The 14,159-nt window shown below is 52.1% G+C and carries 15 protein-coding genes and 1 pseudogene; 4 read left to right on the forward strand and 12 right to left on the reverse strand.

All coding sequences use genetic code 11. The features are described 5' to 3' along the window. The 3 genes and pseudogenes from LQZ19_RS11670 to LQZ19_RS11680 all read right to left on the reverse strand — a co-directional run. Window positions 1–297: pseudogene (locus LQZ19_RS11670) on the reverse strand (flagellar biosynthesis protein FlgN); the annotation flags it as partial. Window positions 298–307: 10 nt separating this feature from the next. After that, on the reverse strand, window positions 308–754 hold the full coding sequence (gene fliS / locus LQZ19_RS11675) for a flagellar export chaperone FliS (protein WP_411047842.1): 447 nt from the start codon (window positions 752–754) through the stop codon (window positions 308–310). Between the two features lie 83 nt (window positions 755–837). Then, complete coding sequence (locus LQZ19_RS11680; protein ID WP_411047843.1) at window positions 838–1,530, reverse strand: DUF554 domain-containing protein; 693 nt, start codon at window positions 1,528–1,530, stop codon at window positions 838–840. 46 nt (window positions 1,531–1,576) lie between these two features. Between LQZ19_RS11680 and LQZ19_RS11685 the strand changes: the two genes are divergently transcribed. Continuing rightward, on the forward strand, window positions 1,577–2,449 hold the full coding sequence (locus LQZ19_RS11685) for a hypothetical protein (protein WP_411047844.1): 873 nt from the start codon (window positions 1,577–1,579) through the stop codon (window positions 2,447–2,449). Window positions 2,450–2,471: 22 nt separating this feature from the next. Continuing rightward, window positions 2,472–3,536: a leucine-rich repeat domain-containing protein gene (locus tag LQZ19_RS11690; protein ID WP_411047845.1), complete on the forward strand. Its 1,065-nt coding sequence runs from the start codon at window positions 2,472–2,474 to the stop codon at window positions 3,534–3,536. Here the strand turns inward: LQZ19_RS11690 and LQZ19_RS11695 are convergent. Beyond that, window positions 3,463–4,254, reverse strand: a complete 792-nt coding sequence (locus LQZ19_RS11695; protein WP_411047846.1) for an RluA family pseudouridine synthase — start codon at window positions 4,252–4,254, stop codon at window positions 3,463–3,465. The genes LQZ19_RS11690 and LQZ19_RS11695 overlap by 74 nt on opposite strands. 1 nt (window position 4,255) lies before the next feature. Further along, window positions 4,256–5,401, reverse strand: a complete 1,146-nt coding sequence (locus tag LQZ19_RS11700) for a glycoside hydrolase family 3 N-terminal domain-containing protein (protein ID WP_411047847.1) — start codon at window positions 5,399–5,401, stop codon at window positions 4,256–4,258. A gap of 70 nt (window positions 5,402–5,471) precedes the next feature. On the opposite strand from LQZ19_RS11700, the gene LQZ19_RS11705 reads away from it, so the two are divergent. Both LQZ19_RS11705 and amrB read left to right on the forward strand, forming a co-directional pair. Beyond that, window positions 5,472–6,899, forward strand: a complete 1,428-nt coding sequence (locus LQZ19_RS11705) for an NFACT RNA binding domain-containing protein (protein ID WP_411047848.1) — start codon at window positions 5,472–5,474, stop codon at window positions 6,897–6,899. A 48-nt stretch (window positions 6,900–6,947) separates the two neighbouring features. Further along, entirely contained in the window at window positions 6,948–7,787 is an 840-nt protein-coding gene (gene amrB / locus LQZ19_RS11710; RefSeq protein ID WP_411047849.1) for an AmmeMemoRadiSam system protein B, read from the forward strand. Window positions 7,788–7,790: 3 nt separating this feature from the next. Here amrB and LQZ19_RS11715 read toward each other — a convergent pair whose 3' ends face one another. The 7 genes from LQZ19_RS11715 to LQZ19_RS11745 are packed head-to-tail and all read right to left on the reverse strand — an operon-like array spanning window position 7,791 to window position 14,107. Next, window positions 7,791–8,543 (reverse strand): SDR family NAD(P)-dependent oxidoreductase, encoded by a 753-nt coding sequence (locus LQZ19_RS11715; RefSeq protein WP_411047850.1) that lies wholly within the window; start codon window positions 8,541–8,543, stop codon window positions 7,791–7,793. A 9-nt stretch (window positions 8,544–8,552) separates the two neighbouring features. Beyond that, on the reverse strand, window positions 8,553–9,434 hold the full coding sequence (garR, locus tag LQZ19_RS11720) for a 2-hydroxy-3-oxopropionate reductase (RefSeq protein WP_411047851.1): 882 nt from the start codon (window positions 9,432–9,434) through the stop codon (window positions 8,553–8,555). Window positions 9,435–9,447: 13 nt separating this feature from the next. Next, the gene (locus LQZ19_RS11725; RefSeq protein ID WP_411047852.1) at window positions 9,448–10,383 is read right to left on the reverse strand and encodes a transketolase family protein; all 936 of its coding nucleotides are present in this window, start codon (window positions 10,381–10,383) and stop codon (window positions 9,448–9,450) included. Window positions 10,384–10,385: 2 nt separating this feature from the next. Further along, window positions 10,386–11,222, reverse strand: coding sequence for a transketolase (locus LQZ19_RS11730; protein WP_411047853.1), 837 nt, complete (start codon window positions 11,220–11,222; stop codon window positions 10,386–10,388). Window positions 11,223–11,267: 45 nt separating this feature from the next. Then, window positions 11,268–12,299: a zinc-dependent alcohol dehydrogenase gene (locus tag LQZ19_RS11735; RefSeq protein WP_411047854.1), complete on the reverse strand. Its 1,032-nt coding sequence runs from the start codon at window positions 12,297–12,299 to the stop codon at window positions 11,268–11,270. Between the two features lie 11 nt (window positions 12,300–12,310). After that, window positions 12,311–13,594, reverse strand: a complete 1,284-nt coding sequence (locus LQZ19_RS11740; RefSeq protein ID WP_411047855.1) for a TRAP transporter large permease — start codon at window positions 13,592–13,594, stop codon at window positions 12,311–12,313. 12 nt (window positions 13,595–13,606) lie between these two features. Beyond that, a complete protein-coding gene (locus LQZ19_RS11745) occupies window positions 13,607–14,107 on the reverse strand; it encodes a TRAP transporter small permease (RefSeq protein WP_411047856.1) in 501 nt (166 codons plus the stop codon). Window positions 14,108–14,159: the final 52 nt, after the last annotated feature.

A 14,159-nucleotide genomic window follows, 5' to 3' on the forward strand; every position in this document is an offset into this window, starting at 1 on the left:
GGAGACTTCGGTGTCTCCCTCCGCGGGGAGCCCCGGCTGGGCTGTAACGGCGCGGTACATATCTTCCAGGGGGTTTATGACCTTCTGTATATTGAAAATGTCGCTTACGATGTGTTCTTCCAGTTCTACATGGGAAAGGAGCGCTTCGGTATCGCCTTTTTCGATGACATCCTGCTGTTTGTCCAGGACATTGAGGTATTCCTGAAAGCGATCCCGCTGAGCCCGGAGCATTTCCCGGAAGCGTTTAAGGATCGCGACCCGCCGGCTGATTTCTTCTGTAGATAAAACCTCGGCCATGGGGGGCGCCTTAGCCGGTGATATTGAGACCCATGGCGGGATGACCCATCCCTTCCATGGAATTTTTGGTGATAATTTCGCTCCAGGCGCTCCGGAGATCGTTCAGCATATTACGGACCGAGGAGATACGCTGGGGGTCCTGGTTGATATTGGCCGCCAGGAGTTCCTGGTTAAACCAGGTATAAAGGGAAAAAAGGTTCTTGGCGATGTCCCCACCCAGCTCGAAATCCAAAGAAGCCATCAGTTCGGTGACAATTTCCTGGGTTTTCAGGATGGATTTGCTGATTTGTTCAATTCTGTCGGGGCTCTTCTTCCCCGAGGCGTTCCGTTCCAGCAGGTCCAGACCATGATCCAGCTGTTTTACCGCTTCATTGTAAAGCATGATGATAAGCTGTCCCTGGCTCGCGGTCTTGATGCGGGTCTCTGTGTAGGCGAATATTTGATTCGATTTTGCCAAAATGGTCCCCTCTATCTAACTTGGATTCGGGTGTTAAATCCGTTTCCGGGTATTCCTTTTTTATCGGATTATTTTAAGTAATACTAAGGTTTTTTTAAAATTATTTCCAGACCAAAATACACCCAGGGGATAAAAATTGCCGGAATTAGGTTGGCTACCCTGATTTCCTTAACCCCGAGAAAATTGAAGCCAATGGCCGCCACCAGGAGGTTTCCCACGGCGGACATTTCCCGGATAATGTCGGGACTCAGGAAATCCTTGACCGCCATGGATGCCAGGGCTATCCCCGCCTGGTAGACCAGCACCGGAATAGCGGAAAAAACCACCCCTATGCCCATGGATGCACCGAAAACCAGGGAAATTGAACCGTCCAGTATAGACTTGGCAAAGAGGGTTTCGTGGTTGCCCTGGAGGCCGCTCTGCATGGAACCCACGATAGCCATGGAACCGGTACAGAAAAGGATGCTGGCGGTAACAAACCCCTTGGAAAAGGTACCCCCGCGCATATTCAGTTTCCGTTCTGTCCAGTCCCCGAAGCGGTTCATCAGCCTGTCGATATTGATAAACTCCCCGATAACAGCCCCGATTACCATGCTCATGATCAAAAGGAGGACCCGCTGGTTATCCATGGCGCCCCGGATCCCCACATACATAACAGAAAGACCGATGGCCTTTTTGATAATCTCCTCAAACCGCTCCGGAATACCCCGGATAAGAAAGCACCCGGCCAGGGCGCATACCACAACTGTTACCGCATTAACCACCGGTCCTAGCATAAACCCCTCTCGAAACAATAATGATTTCCGTGTAGTATATTCCGATATGAAGGAACCGTCCACCGCCGCATCGATGCTGAAAATTTTGATGAGTCCGATCCTGCGGGGGCCGGGTATAAAATGTATCCGGTCGATTTTTTTGAATTTTTTCTTTCTCCAGTATAAGGCCGTCCTTTTCCCGGGGCGCATCCCCGTTACTTCGGTGGACCATCCCCTGGACGAAAGGATCCCCTTTACCCCCCGGTGGGTCAATATTTACCTGGACTTTGTCGCCTTCTGGATACGTATCCTGGGTTTTCTTCTAAAACACTACGGCCGCCGCGCCCTTAATCCGGTAAAGGATTTTCTTAATTCCATGAACCGGCTCTACCAATTCTCCGCAGAGGTCTATTCAAAAAACATGTCCACCACCCGCCGGCCCTATTATATAGCCCGCCCCCGGTTTTTCCTGATCCACCTTACGGATCCCCACCTTATGTGCATCCCCAGCCTCCACGTGATGGTGATGATCCTGAGCTATACCCGTTTCCGGGAAATCCTCCGTTCCTTTGGTGATGAGGAAGCCCTGGCCGGCCGTATTGACGAGATAAATTCCGGGGCCGCCCTGATCACCGAGGCCATCCTCTATGTGAAGCAGCACAGCGTAAACTGTGTAGCCGCCGCTATGTACGCCATGAGCCGCTTCGATCCCGCTATGTTCCCGCCGGAGGAAGCGGAGATATTTGTTTCCCGGCTTTTTACGCCGCTTGCAACGAAGTTGCCCGGATTAGCCCCTGAGGATGGGGTGATCATCAGGGACCATATCATCACCCTGTACCGCCGTTTCATGGCCGACAGCCGCGATTCCGGGGAACCCTGGGAGGCGCCCCTGATCCGGTTTCTGGAAAAAAACGCTTGCCGGACAGACAAAAAAGCATAATGCTTAGATTAAGGAAGTGAACATGCGCCGAATAGCATTGGTTTGTCTTTTTTCCCTGGTTTGTTTCTTCGTTACGGCTCAAAATTTGGATGAATTTGAGTATGATTTTGAGCTGTACGATGACCAGGCGGAGCCTGAAACAGAAGGTATTGAAGAAAAACGCCAGGTACCCTCCGGTGGGAATTCCGGAGATTTTGGTTTTGTTATTTATGAGGATAGGGTAACTATTACCGCTTATTCCGGAGAGCTTACGGAAATTATCATCCCCGCTGAGATCCAGGGGATGCCGGTTACTGCCATCGGATACAGGGCCTTCGCCGGAAGCGAAATAACGGAGCTGACCCTTCCCGATGGACTCAGTTACATCGGCAGCGGCGCATTTTATGGCAACCGGCTTACCCGCCTGCTTATTCCCGACAGTGTTACTGATATTGGCACAGAAGCCTTTGCGAATAACCAACTGACGGAGCTAACCCTTGGTAAGGGTATTTCCATCCTCAGGGATTCTGTCTTTGAAAATAACCGGCTAAGCAGCGTGGAAATTCCTCAGGGGCTTGTAAAAATAGGGAGCAGGGCCTTTGCGGGCAATGAGCTTATGGACGTATGTATCCCCCCGGGGGTTACGGAAATCAACAGCTGGGCCTTTGCCGGCAACCAGCTTATGGGCGTAGAAATTCCCGGCAGCGTTACGGCGATTTTGTATAAGGCCTTTGAAAACAACCGGCTCGGCTGGGTAATCCTCGGCGAAGGGCTTGCCGTCATCAGGGATTCCGCCTTTGCCAATAACTACCTCGGCGGTGTACTAATTCCCGACAGCGTTACGGTTATTGGAGATCACGCCTTTGAAAACAACTGGATCACCAATGTGATTTTTGGTAACAGTATAGATGAAATCGGCAGCCTGGCCTTTGCGGGTAACCGGCTCCTGAGCGTGATTATTCCCGACAGTATTAATACCCTTGGGGATGATGTTTTTGGGGATACACCCCTGAGATACGCCTACAACGGAATGGTTATGAACAGTCAGATGGCGCTTGAGGCGGAACTGGGGAAACGGCCCTTGGTGGGGAAGTTTCTGGGGCCATAATAGCGGCTTCAAAGTCCTCCCAGAGCCGGTCCCGCAGGGGCGGGGTTGCGGTAACCTCGATAAACTCATCGGGAAGCTTGGCGGAAGAGCCCGGCGCGGGGAAACGCAGGGATCGTGCGTGGAGCCGTATCCCCCCGGCCTTTTCGCTGCGCTTGGAGCCGTACTTGAGATCCCCCTTGATATGGAGACCCAGTGCGGCCAGTTGAGCCCGGATCTGGTGGTGGCGGCCGGTGACCAGTTCTATTTCCATAAAAAGATAATTGGTTCCCTTCCCGATAACCCGGTACCGCAGTATGGCCTGTTTTCTTGGAGAACCCCGTTGCGATCCCTCGGGCGCTTTTTCGGCAAAGGCGGTGCTTTTGTTTTGGCGCGGATCCATCTCAAGCCAGTGGACCAGTTCCCCGGCCGGCGCCAGGGTCAGGCTTGGGGGCGGCATCTCCACAATGGCCCAGTAGTATTTCTGTACCCTGTCGGCGGAGAAGGCGGCGTTGAGAAAAGACAGGGCCTTAGGGGTACGGGCGAAGAGGGCGCAGCCTGAGACCGGCACATCAAGCCGCTGTACCGCAGTAAAGGCGCCGCCGAATTGTTTTGCCAGTTCCCGCGGCAGGTCGGCCATTCCCTTAGCGGCGCCTTCAGCAGCTTCTCCGGGCAGTTTGTTTATCACCATACACTGATCGCTTGTGTAGATAATTCTGTTTTCGTCTATTTTGTTGTTCATATCACTCCATAAGTCCGTAACGGATCTTTTCATATATAATGCGGGCTGCCGCTTCCTCAAGCCGTTTCCGCGTAAGCCGGCCATCCCCCAGGGCGCGCAGGATGGTCCGGTGGACCCGTCCCAGGTTCCGCGGCCAGGTCATCACCATATCTACCCCGGCGTTCAGAGCTTCGATTACCGCCTCCTCTTCCCGCAGGCCGGCGGCGCTTATGGCCCCCATGGAAAAGTCATCCCCCAGGACTATGCCTTGAAAACCCAGGTTTCCCCGGAGCCACACCGATACTACCGCCCTGGAGCGGCTGGCGTTTACCCCGGCGTCCCAGGCGTCTACCAGCACATGGGAAACCATGATCCCCGCGGGGAGCTTCTTTGCAATAAGCCCTGTAAAGGGCAGGACCATCTTGTCCAGGGCTTCCCGGTCGTCCCTAAGCATCGAGGCGGCCCGGTGGGGGTCGGCGCCGGAATTGCCGGGGAAGTGTTTTACCACGCAGGCTACGGCAGCGGAGGACATGCCCCGAACAAAGGCTCCGGCGGCATCTTCCACAAAGGCGGCGTCCGGCCCATAGGACCGGTTTTCCAGGAAGGTCTCGTTTTCGCTGTTGAGGATCTCCGCCACCGGGGCGAGGTTTAAGTTGATTCCCAGGGAGCGGATCTCCCTTCCGGATCGGGCGGCGGCGTCCTCAATGGCCTTAAGCGCGGCCTCTCTTCCGTTTTTCTGCGCCATATCCCAATAGGAAAGGGGCGGGGGAAGCCGTTCCACCCCGGCGCCGAAACGGTGGACTATACCGCCTTCATGATCCACCGCCATAAAGGGTGGTATCCCGGATACCGCCGCCAGGTCCGAAACGGTTTTAAGAAATCCCGGAATGCGCTCCTTCTCCATATTGAGGTTCATCCTGAAAAGCATGACCCCCCCGGGAGAAATATCCCGAAGCAGGGATCTCATGGCCTCCCCCAGGGTTCCGTTTCCATCAAGTCCCGTAAGCAGAACCTGGCCCGCCAAAATACGGTCATCCATGGCCGCCGCAATTCGCCCGGCCCGTACACGGAGCGGGTCCGCACCCTTCGGGAGGGCCTCCTCGGCAGTGCATAGGGGGGCAAGGTTGATCAACAGGAAGAAAACCATGGGGTACAACAGGGAGCGCATAGGGGTACTATAACGGGATTCGGGAATTTTTCCTATGGCGTATTTTACCCCTGGGACGTATAGTTACCCCATGTCTTTGAATTGGAAAGAAATCAACCTAATCCTCGCCGAACTGGATCTGGGGGGGTACCAGATCCAGAAGGCGGTGCAGAGTACCTATGATGTCTTAAGCCTGCAGCTTTACGGAAAGGGGAGGGCCAAGAATATCCTCATCGCCCTTAGCCCCGGGGCCTGTCGTATCCACGAAACCTTCCGGGGTACCCCGAAAAGCGATAGGCCCCTGCGGTTTGCGGAATTTCTCAAATCCCGGATTGTGAACGGTTGGATTGAGGAGGCGGAACAACTGGGAGATAACCGTATTGTCCGGCTTCTCATAAGGCAGGGGAAGAACTATTTCCGGCTCTATGCCCGGCTCTGGTCCAATGCCGCCAATGTGGTGGTCACCGATGAGGACGGGTTGATACTGGACGCCATGCGGCGGCTCCCCAAGCGGGGGGAAGTTACCGGCGGACACTATGCGCCGGAGGCTGAAACACCCGGCGGAAAGCCCGGGCGGGAACATGTGGTTCGGGAATACGAAATCCGGGAATTTGAGCCCGGCGCTTCGTTTAACGAAAGGATAGACGCTTTTTATGCTGAACACGGGGGCGCCTTGTCCCTGGAAGCGCTGCGGGAACAGGCCCGGCGGAACTTTGAGGGGCGTATGGGCAGGCTTAAGGCTTCCCTGGAACATCTTAGGGAGAAGGCGGGGGATTTTGGGGCGGCGGACAGGCTGAAAGAGTACGGGGATATCATTATGGCGAACCTGGGCGCCATTAAGGCCGGGGACTCCTGGCTGGAGGCAGATAATTTCTATACCGGGGAAAAGATACGGATCAAGCTGGAGCCGCGCAAAGGTCCCGCCGCCCAGGGGGAGCTCTACTACGAACAGTACCGTAAGGCGAAAAACGGCCTTGCGGATGTACAGGAAGAGATTGCTGCGGGAGAAAAGGAACTTAAGACCCTGGAGGAGACCCTGGACAGGCTGCTGGAAGAGACAAATCCCCTGGCGCTGCACCGGCTGCTCAAGAATCGGGGGGAGAAAGCTCCCGCTAAGGCGGACAGTAAACGTCCGGGGCTTTCCTTCCGGCGCAAGGACTGGCTTATCATCGTAGGCAGGGATGCTTCGGAGAATGATGAGCTCCTTCGAAGGCACGTTAAGGGGAACGATCTCTGGCTCCATGCCCGGGATTATCCCGGTTCCTATGTGTTTATAAAACAACGGTCCGGGAAGACGGTCCCCTTAGATATACTTCTGGACGCGGGGAACCTTGCCATTTTTTATTCCAAGGGCCGTAACAACGGCGAGGGGGATCTTTTTTATACGCCGGTAAAATTTCTCAGGCGGGCAAAAAACGGGCCCAAGGGACTGGTGATACCAACCCAGGAAAAAAATCTCCATGTGAAGGTGGAAGAGTTTCGTTTGAAAGAACTGGAACAATGCCGAATAGAAAAATAATGCAGCCTTTCACTTGCAGATCAAGGGCGAGAGTCCTAGAATTACTATATGGGAGCTCTAACCGCATTCCATAAAGTTAAAGGCCGTTCTCCGGTGGTATCGGGATTATTTTATCCCGATGATAGGGTGGAGATGGGGGCCCGAATCGGCGCCCTTGGGTTGAAATACGGCGTTGGGGGCAGGGCTTCGGCAATTATTGCTCCCCACGGGGCCTGGGATTTTTCCGGGTCCGTTGCGGCAACCGCGTTTGCCGCTGCCGCCGGCAGAGCCAATGAAGTATCCCGGGTAGTTATCCTGGGAAATGTCTATCACCGGGTGGAGCCGGGGATCTTTTTTTCGGATTCCCATTATTTTGACACCCCCCTTGGGAGGTTGCCGGTGGATTTGGAGCTCTCCGAGTCCTTGGCATCCTGCAGTACCCTTTTTGAAGTCAACGATATTCCTCATTTGCAGGAAATCGCGGTGGAGGTTCTGCTCCCGCTGACGCAGTTTTGTTTTCCCCGCGCGGCAATTGTTCCTATCCTTATGGGAGGCGCCCAGCCCTGGCTGATATCGGCCCTGGCCCGGGCGTTGCGGATAATTCTGGAACCCCTTATGGCCAGCACCCTTTTGGTGATTTCCGCCAATGTTTCCATACATGATGATGAGAAGACAGCCCGTTTAGGCGCCGAAACTTGTATTCAATTACTGGAAGAAAACAGGATAGGTGATTTTATTTCCGGAATATATGATGGCCGGATAAGTTCCTGCGGAGCCTCCCTGATAGCATCCCTCTTAGAAAGCGGCCTAGTGGCCGACAAACCGGCGCATTTAGTGACAGGTCCCCTCTTAAGTGCCCGGGGAGAACGGGGGGACACCACCTACTACGCCGGTATTGCCTTTGAATGATTGTTAGTCCGCCGTAGTTCCCCCATCCACCGGGAAGGCCACGCCGTTGATAAACGCCGCCTCGTTGGAAGCGAGGAAGAGCGCTGCATTGGCTACGTCTGCAGCGGTAGCGAGCCGGCCCAGGGGAACCTCCCCAAACCGTTCCGCTTTACGGTCCGGGTTTTTGAGGAGCTCCTGCACCAGCGGGGTATCCACCGTGCTGGGATGGATGGAGTTACAGCGTATGTTGTCCTTGGCGTAGCGCACCGCGATAGTCTTGGTGAGCAGCGTTACTGCGCCCTTGGTTACCGTGTAGGCTTCGGTGGTGTACCGGTGCCCGATAAGCCCGCATACGGATGACATATTGATGATAGAGCCGCCCCCGGTTTTACGAAATACGGGAATAAAATGTTTGGTTCCCAGGAACGGGCCCTTCACATTCACCGCAAGCATCTTGTCGAGATTTTCCACCGCCATGGTTTCCACCGTTTCCCGAATATTGATCCCCGCGTTGTTCACCAGGATATCGAGCCTCCCGGCGATCCTCTGCACCTCCGCAGAGGCGGCGATCCAGCTCTGTTCGCTGGCGACATCCAGGGTGATGAAGTGGGCCTTGCCCCCCTTGCCGTTTATTTCGGCCACCGACTTGGCCCCCACATCGGCTTGCAAATCGGTGATAAACACCTCCGCTCCCTCTTCGGCGAAGCGGCAGGCAATGGCAAAACCCAAACCCTGGGCAGCGCCGGTGATGAGGGCAACCTTATTCTGTAAACGCATAGTTATCCCCTATTTTCTCACTTCAATTTTTGCCATTTGTTCATAGTACCGCATTATTGCACTGTGATCACTGGCCGCATGACCATCGTTCTTGAGGAACTGGAGGGTCTCCATAACCCCTGCGGTAAGGGGAATCGGCACATTCAGGTTGTGGGCCGTATCCAGTGCGTTCTGCAGATCCTTGATATGCAGTTCAATGCGGAAACCGGGCTTGAAGTTACCATCGAGAATCATGGGAATCTTGGCGTTCATAACCGTGGAACCCGCAAGCCCGCCTTTTATCGCCTCAAAAACCTTTTGGGGATCAACACCGGCCTTGGTGGAGAGCACGAAAGCTTCGGATACCGCCGCGATGTTGAGGGCGACAATAATCTGATTCGCCAGCTTGGTAACATTACCGCTGCCTATATCTCCGGTCAGGGTAACCGAGGAGCCTAATTTATCGAGGATGGGTTTTGCCTTGTCAAAGGACGCCTGGTCACCCCCCACCATGATCGCCAGGGTGCCGTCAATCGCCTTGGGTTCGCCGCCTGATACCGGGGCGTCCAGAAAGGGAATGCCCTTGGCTTTAAGTGCGGCCCCCACTTCCTGGGATGCAGCGGGGGCGATGGAACTCATGTCCACCACCAGGGCGCCGCTTTTTATTCCCTCAAGAACCCCGTCTTTCCCGAGGATAGCTTCTTTTACATGGGGTGAATTGGGAAGCATGGTTATGACAATATCACTTTTGGAGGCCACATCCTTGTTTGATGTCCCCCCCTCGGCGCCCAGGCTTACCAGGTCGTCAAATTTTGCAAACTTATCAAATACCACCAGTTTATAATTCGCCTTGATCAGGTTCTTCGCCATGGGCCGTCCCATAATTCCCAGTCCGATAAATCCAATAGTCATATTTTCCTCCGTATTATTTATTTAATGCTTTTTTTACCGCATTGTATATATGATTTGTTGAAATTTCGTATTTTTCCAACAATTCCTCGTATCCGTGGGCGGATGTGCCGAATTCATCATTTATACCCACCTGCTCAAAGGGAAGGTTTACTTCTCCAATGATGAGGGACGCAATGCTTGCCCCCAGACCGCCGATTTTTACCGCCTCTTCGGCGGTGACGATAGCTTTTTTACCGGCGGTGTATTTCAACACTTCTTCTTTAAGCAGCGGTTTCAGGGAGCTCACATTTACTACCTGAACGCCGATCCCGTCCTTTTTAAGCAGCTCCGCAGCTTCTGCAGATTTTGACACCATGACGCCGGTAGCAAAGATAACCACATCCTTTCCTTCGGTAATAGGGTTTATTTTACCTAGTTGGAATTCCCCCTCAGGAGAAGTGTAGACCGGAAGATCGTTCCGGTTGATCCTGATGTACGCCGGCCCTTTATAGGAGGCCAGGAACTTCATCATCTTTTTTACTTCCACCGCATCACAGGGGTTAAGGACTATCATGTGGGGCAGGGTTTTGATGATATTTCCATCTTCTATGGACTGGTGGGTTTTTCCGTCCCCGAAATCGGAAAGGCCGCAGCTCGATCCGCAGATCCGTACATTTGCATTGGGAATGGCGATGGAGCAGCGGATCTGATCATAGGCCCGCCCGGCGGCAAAGACCGCAAAAGTGCTGTAAAAGGGGATTTTACCGGTTAGGGCAAGTCCTGCAGAGGTTGAAGCCATATTTTGCTCCGCAATTCCCATTTCAAAGTACCGGTCAGGAAAGGTTTCTTTAAAAAGACAGGACATGGTTGATTTTCCAAGATCCGCTTCCAATGCCACGATGTCCGAATTCTGTTTGCCCAATTCTACCAGGGCGTCGCCATAGGCTTTTCTTAGACTTTGTTTTTCCATAATTATAATCCTGCCTTTACTGCGTCCAGTTCTTTGAGCGCCTGTTTGTAGGTTTCTTCCGTGAACGTTCCATTATGATACGCAGGGTTTCCCTCGGCAAAAGAAAAGCCCTTGCCTTTAATGGTTTCCAGGATGATTACCGAAGGTTTCCCCTTTACGGTTTCGGCTTTTTCCACGGCCTCCAGAATTTTTTCAACATCATGTCCGTTGGTCTTAATAACATTCCAGCCGAAGTCGCTCCATTTTTTATCAAGCTCGGGAATATTGAATATATCCTTGGTGGGGCCCGTGGCCTGGACTTGGTTATAGTCAATAAAGGCAGTCAGGTTATCAACCTTGAAGTTTGCCGCCGCCATGGACGCTTCCCAGAGTTGGCCCTCGGATTGTTCCCCGTCACCCATAATGGTGTATACCCGGGCAGGACTCTTATTGAGCCGTAATGCCAGGGCAATTCCCAGGGAGATGGACAAGCCCTGACCCAGGGAGCCGGTTACAGCCTCAAGACCGGGAATTGACAGGTCCGGATGGCCCTGGAGCAATCCTCCCAGGGTCTTTACCCGTTTCAGCTCTTCCCGTGGGAAACAATGGGCTTCGCAGAGCGCAGCGTATTGAATAAGCGCCGCATGGCCCTTGGAAAGCACCAGCCGATCCCGGTTTGGATCCTTCAGGCGTTGGGCGCTGAAATTCATCTTGTGAAAATACAACACCGACATTGTTTCTGCCAGGGAACTTGAACCGCCAAGATGACCTGCATTGCCCACACCAATCATTTCAACCAAATCATAGCGCAGCTGAACGGCTATTCTTTGGAGCTCTTTTTTTTGTTCCGGTTTTAGCATAAAAACTCCTTAATCTTTATTTTATTTTTTCAAAAAATTTGATCACTAGCTTTCCAGGAAGACCTTAATCATTTTACCATCCCTGTTGTTTTCCAGGTCCTTGAAGGCCTGCACACCCTCATCCAGACTGTAGGTGTTGGTCATCAGGGCGTTGATGTTTATAGATTTTTTTTCAAGTAGTTTAAGACTATCGATAAAGCCTTCAAAATCGTAAACATAATTGCCCTTAATAGTTAATTCGGTGGTAACAATCTGCTGCATATTAACTTCCACGATTTTCTGGGCGTTGCCTACCCAGACCACAGTCCCGCCTATCTTCAGACATGCGAGGGAATTTGCCGCTGTCGGAGCTATGCCGACCGCCTCAAATGCGTAATCACAAAGCTTGCCGCCGGTAATTTCTTTTACATGATCAAGAAAATCCCCTTCCCTGGCGTTTATGGTAAATTCCGCGCCCAGTTTTTTAGCGATATCCAGGCGGAAGGCGGAGGCATCGGAGACTATCAGGTTCTTTGCGCCCCGCAGCTTAAGCAGGGCTATGATAAGTAAGCCTATGGTTCCTGCCCCTACCACCATACAGTATTTTGCTTTGTTGATATCTTCCTGGGAAATCTTGTGTACCGACCGGTAAGCTACCGCCAAAGGTTCTGTCATGGAGGCTTCGTTAAAGGAAAGGGTTTCGGCAAAGGGCAGGAGGTATTTTTCCTCCTGGGCGATGTACTCGGTCATACTGCCGTTTACATCCATTACCCCCATGCAGATTCCCTCGGGACACACGTTGACCATTCCGGCTTTACAGTATTCGCAAACCCCGCAGAAGGGTTTGGGGAATATCACCACGGACTGGCCTTTTTTGTATTTACCGTTCGCCGGAGTTTCTTCTATAACGCCGGATACCTCGTGGCCCATAATCATGGGCGGTATCCGCCGCCCGGTTTTGCCCATGTAGCCTTCAAAATCGGAACCGCAGATACCGTTTGCCCGTACCTTTATGAGATACTCTCCGGCTTTTGGTTCAGGCTTGGGAATATCCCGCATTTCCATGGCTTTATCGCCAATGTAGTATAGTGCTTTCATCTATAATCTCCTTATTGTACATATCCTAATGCGCGGGGTATAAAAAGAACCAATTCCGGAATATAGGTCAGGAGCAGCAGCGCCGCTATTTCTGCAAGAATAAAGGGCAATACGGCTTTTGAGATCTTCTCAAGGCTCAGCCCTGCTATAGGCGCCGCTGCGAAAAGACATACCCCAACAGGCGGAGTGCTCAACCCTATGTTCAGGTTTACCAGCATGACCAGGGCGAAGTGGATGGGATGTATTCCAAGCTGCAATGCGATGGGTACCAGAATAGGCGCCAGAAGTATAACGCTTGCGCCGGTTTCCATGATCATCCCCATAAAAATGAGAAGCACATTTACCAGGAGCAGGAAGGTATATTTATTGTGGGTTATTGATAATATGATCCGGGCCATATGTGAAGGAACCCGTTCAAGGGCCATAAACTGCCCGAACAGGGCGGCTGTGGAAATAATGAGCAGGATAACCGAACCGGAGATGGCCGCCTTCAGGAAGCTTTCAAGAACATCCTTAAAGGTAAGGGTACGAAGTATAAATAACCCCGCTACCATGGCGTAAAAGCAGGCAATCGCCGCGGCTTCTGTGGGGGTGAAACGCCCTGAAAAAATGCCCCCCACCAATACTACAGGGCACAGTAACGCTACCAGCGATTTTCTTATGGTAGTTGCTACTTGTTTAAAGGTCATGTTTTCTGTTCTGCGCGGGTGTTTGTATTTGATTGCATAATAAAGACTTAAAACCATTAGTGAGAGGGCAATGGCAATTCCGGGAATAAATCCGGCGGCGAAGAGGGCCCCCACGGAGGTTCCGGTGGCCATACTGTATATAACCATGACCACGCTTGGGGGGATGATCGGCCCGATAACCGATGATGCCACGGTTACTGCGGTGGCATATTCGGCGGTGTACCCCTCTTTTTTCATTGCCGGGATCAGTACCGAACCAATGGCGGCGGTATCCGCGACCCCGGAACCGGTAATCCCTGCGAAAAACACACTGACAACGATATTAACCTGGGCCAGAGCCCCGGGAATCTTTCCTACCAGGATCTTTGAAAAATCAATGAGAGCATCGGTTATTTTTGCGCGGTTCATCAGTTCCCCCGCCAAAATAAAGAAATAAATAGCCAGGAGTACAAAGTTATCGCACCCTGCGTATAATTTCTGTCCAATCATATCAAGCGGCATTTTTCCGAAAAAGAAAAAATAATACAACGCCGACGAACCTAAAACAAAGGCAATCGGAACACCTATCAGCATTGTTAAGACAAAAACAAGAGCTATAAAACCCATACTATTTCCCCTTTATGATCCGATTAAGACTGAATTAATGTCCTTGGATTTGAATATTTTTACAAATCCGGCGAGAAGATGAAACAAAATCATAATCATACCCAGAGGCAGGGTAAATTTTATATACATCATTGATACGGGAACAATATCTCCCTTCATTACCCGGGCCGCCAGGGCGGCGGAAAAACTGTAATAGGTAAAGATAACCATGGTGGTCATAACCACCAGGTATGCGATGACGACGCAGACCTTTCCTATGGCCAGGGGCAATGCCTGGACCAGCATATTTATGCCCACATGCAGTTTTTGTTTCAGGGCAACGCTTGCGCCGATAAAGGTCATGCCCACCATACACCATCTGGACAATTCTTCGTACATGGCGAATCTGAAATTAATCATACGAAATATAACCCCGAAAAAAACCAGCAGGAATACGATTGCAAGAATTACCGTAGCAAGAACCAAGCCGATTTTTTCCAGGACATTACTTATACCGTCAAGTACTTTTTCCATGTCAACCTCTTTTATGAAGGGCTTTAAAAACAGGTGTTTTTAAAGCCCCTGT

Source organism: Treponema primitia, assembly GCF_046533075.1.
GTDB classification, from domain to species: domain Bacteria; phylum Spirochaetota; class Spirochaetia; order Treponematales; family Breznakiellaceae; genus Termitinema; species Termitinema primitia_B.

Coding starts and splice junctions, on each gene's coding strand:
- LQZ19_RS11680 (WP_411047843.1), bottom strand. CDS start 1,530: ATGCTAGGACCGGTGGTTAATGCGGTAACAGTTGTGGTATGCGCCCTG.
- LQZ19_RS11685 (WP_411047844.1), top strand. CDS start 1,577: ATGAAGGAACCGTCCACCGCCGCATCGATGCTGAAAATTTTGATGAGT.
- LQZ19_RS11690 (WP_411047845.1), top strand. CDS start 2,472: ATGCGCCGAATAGCATTGGTTTGTCTTTTTTCCCTGGTTTGTTTCTTC.
- LQZ19_RS11695 (WP_411047846.1), bottom strand. CDS start 4,254: ATGAACAACAAAATAGACGAAAACAGAATTATCTACACAAGCGATCAG.
- LQZ19_RS11700 (WP_411047847.1), bottom strand. CDS start 5,401: ATGCGCTCCCTGTTGTACCCCATGGTTTTCTTCCTGTTGATCAACCTT.
- LQZ19_RS11705 (WP_411047848.1), top strand. CDS start 5,472: ATGTCTTTGAATTGGAAAGAAATCAACCTAATCCTCGCCGAACTGGAT.
- amrB (WP_411047849.1), top strand. CDS start 6,948: ATGGGAGCTCTAACCGCATTCCATAAAGTTAAAGGCCGTTCTCCGGTG.
- LQZ19_RS11715 (WP_411047850.1), bottom strand. CDS start 8,543: ATGCGTTTACAGAATAAGGTTGCCCTCATCACCGGCGCTGCCCAGGGT.
- garR (WP_411047851.1), bottom strand. CDS start 9,434: ATGACTATTGGATTTATCGGACTGGGAATTATGGGACGGCCCATGGCG.
- LQZ19_RS11725 (WP_411047852.1), bottom strand. CDS start 10,383: ATGGAAAAACAAAGTCTAAGAAAAGCCTATGGCGACGCCCTGGTAGAA.
- LQZ19_RS11730 (WP_411047853.1), bottom strand. CDS start 11,222: ATGCTAAAACCGGAACAAAAAAAAGAGCTCCAAAGAATAGCCGTTCAG.
- LQZ19_RS11735 (WP_411047854.1), bottom strand. CDS start 12,299: ATGAAAGCACTATACTACATTGGCGATAAAGCCATGGAAATGCGGGAT.
- LQZ19_RS11740 (WP_411047855.1), bottom strand. CDS start 13,594: ATGGGTTTTATAGCTCTTGTTTTTGTCTTAACAATGCTGATAGGTGTT.
- LQZ19_RS11745 (WP_411047856.1), bottom strand. CDS start 14,107: ATGGAAAAAGTACTTGACGGTATAAGTAATGTCCTGGAAAAAATCGGC.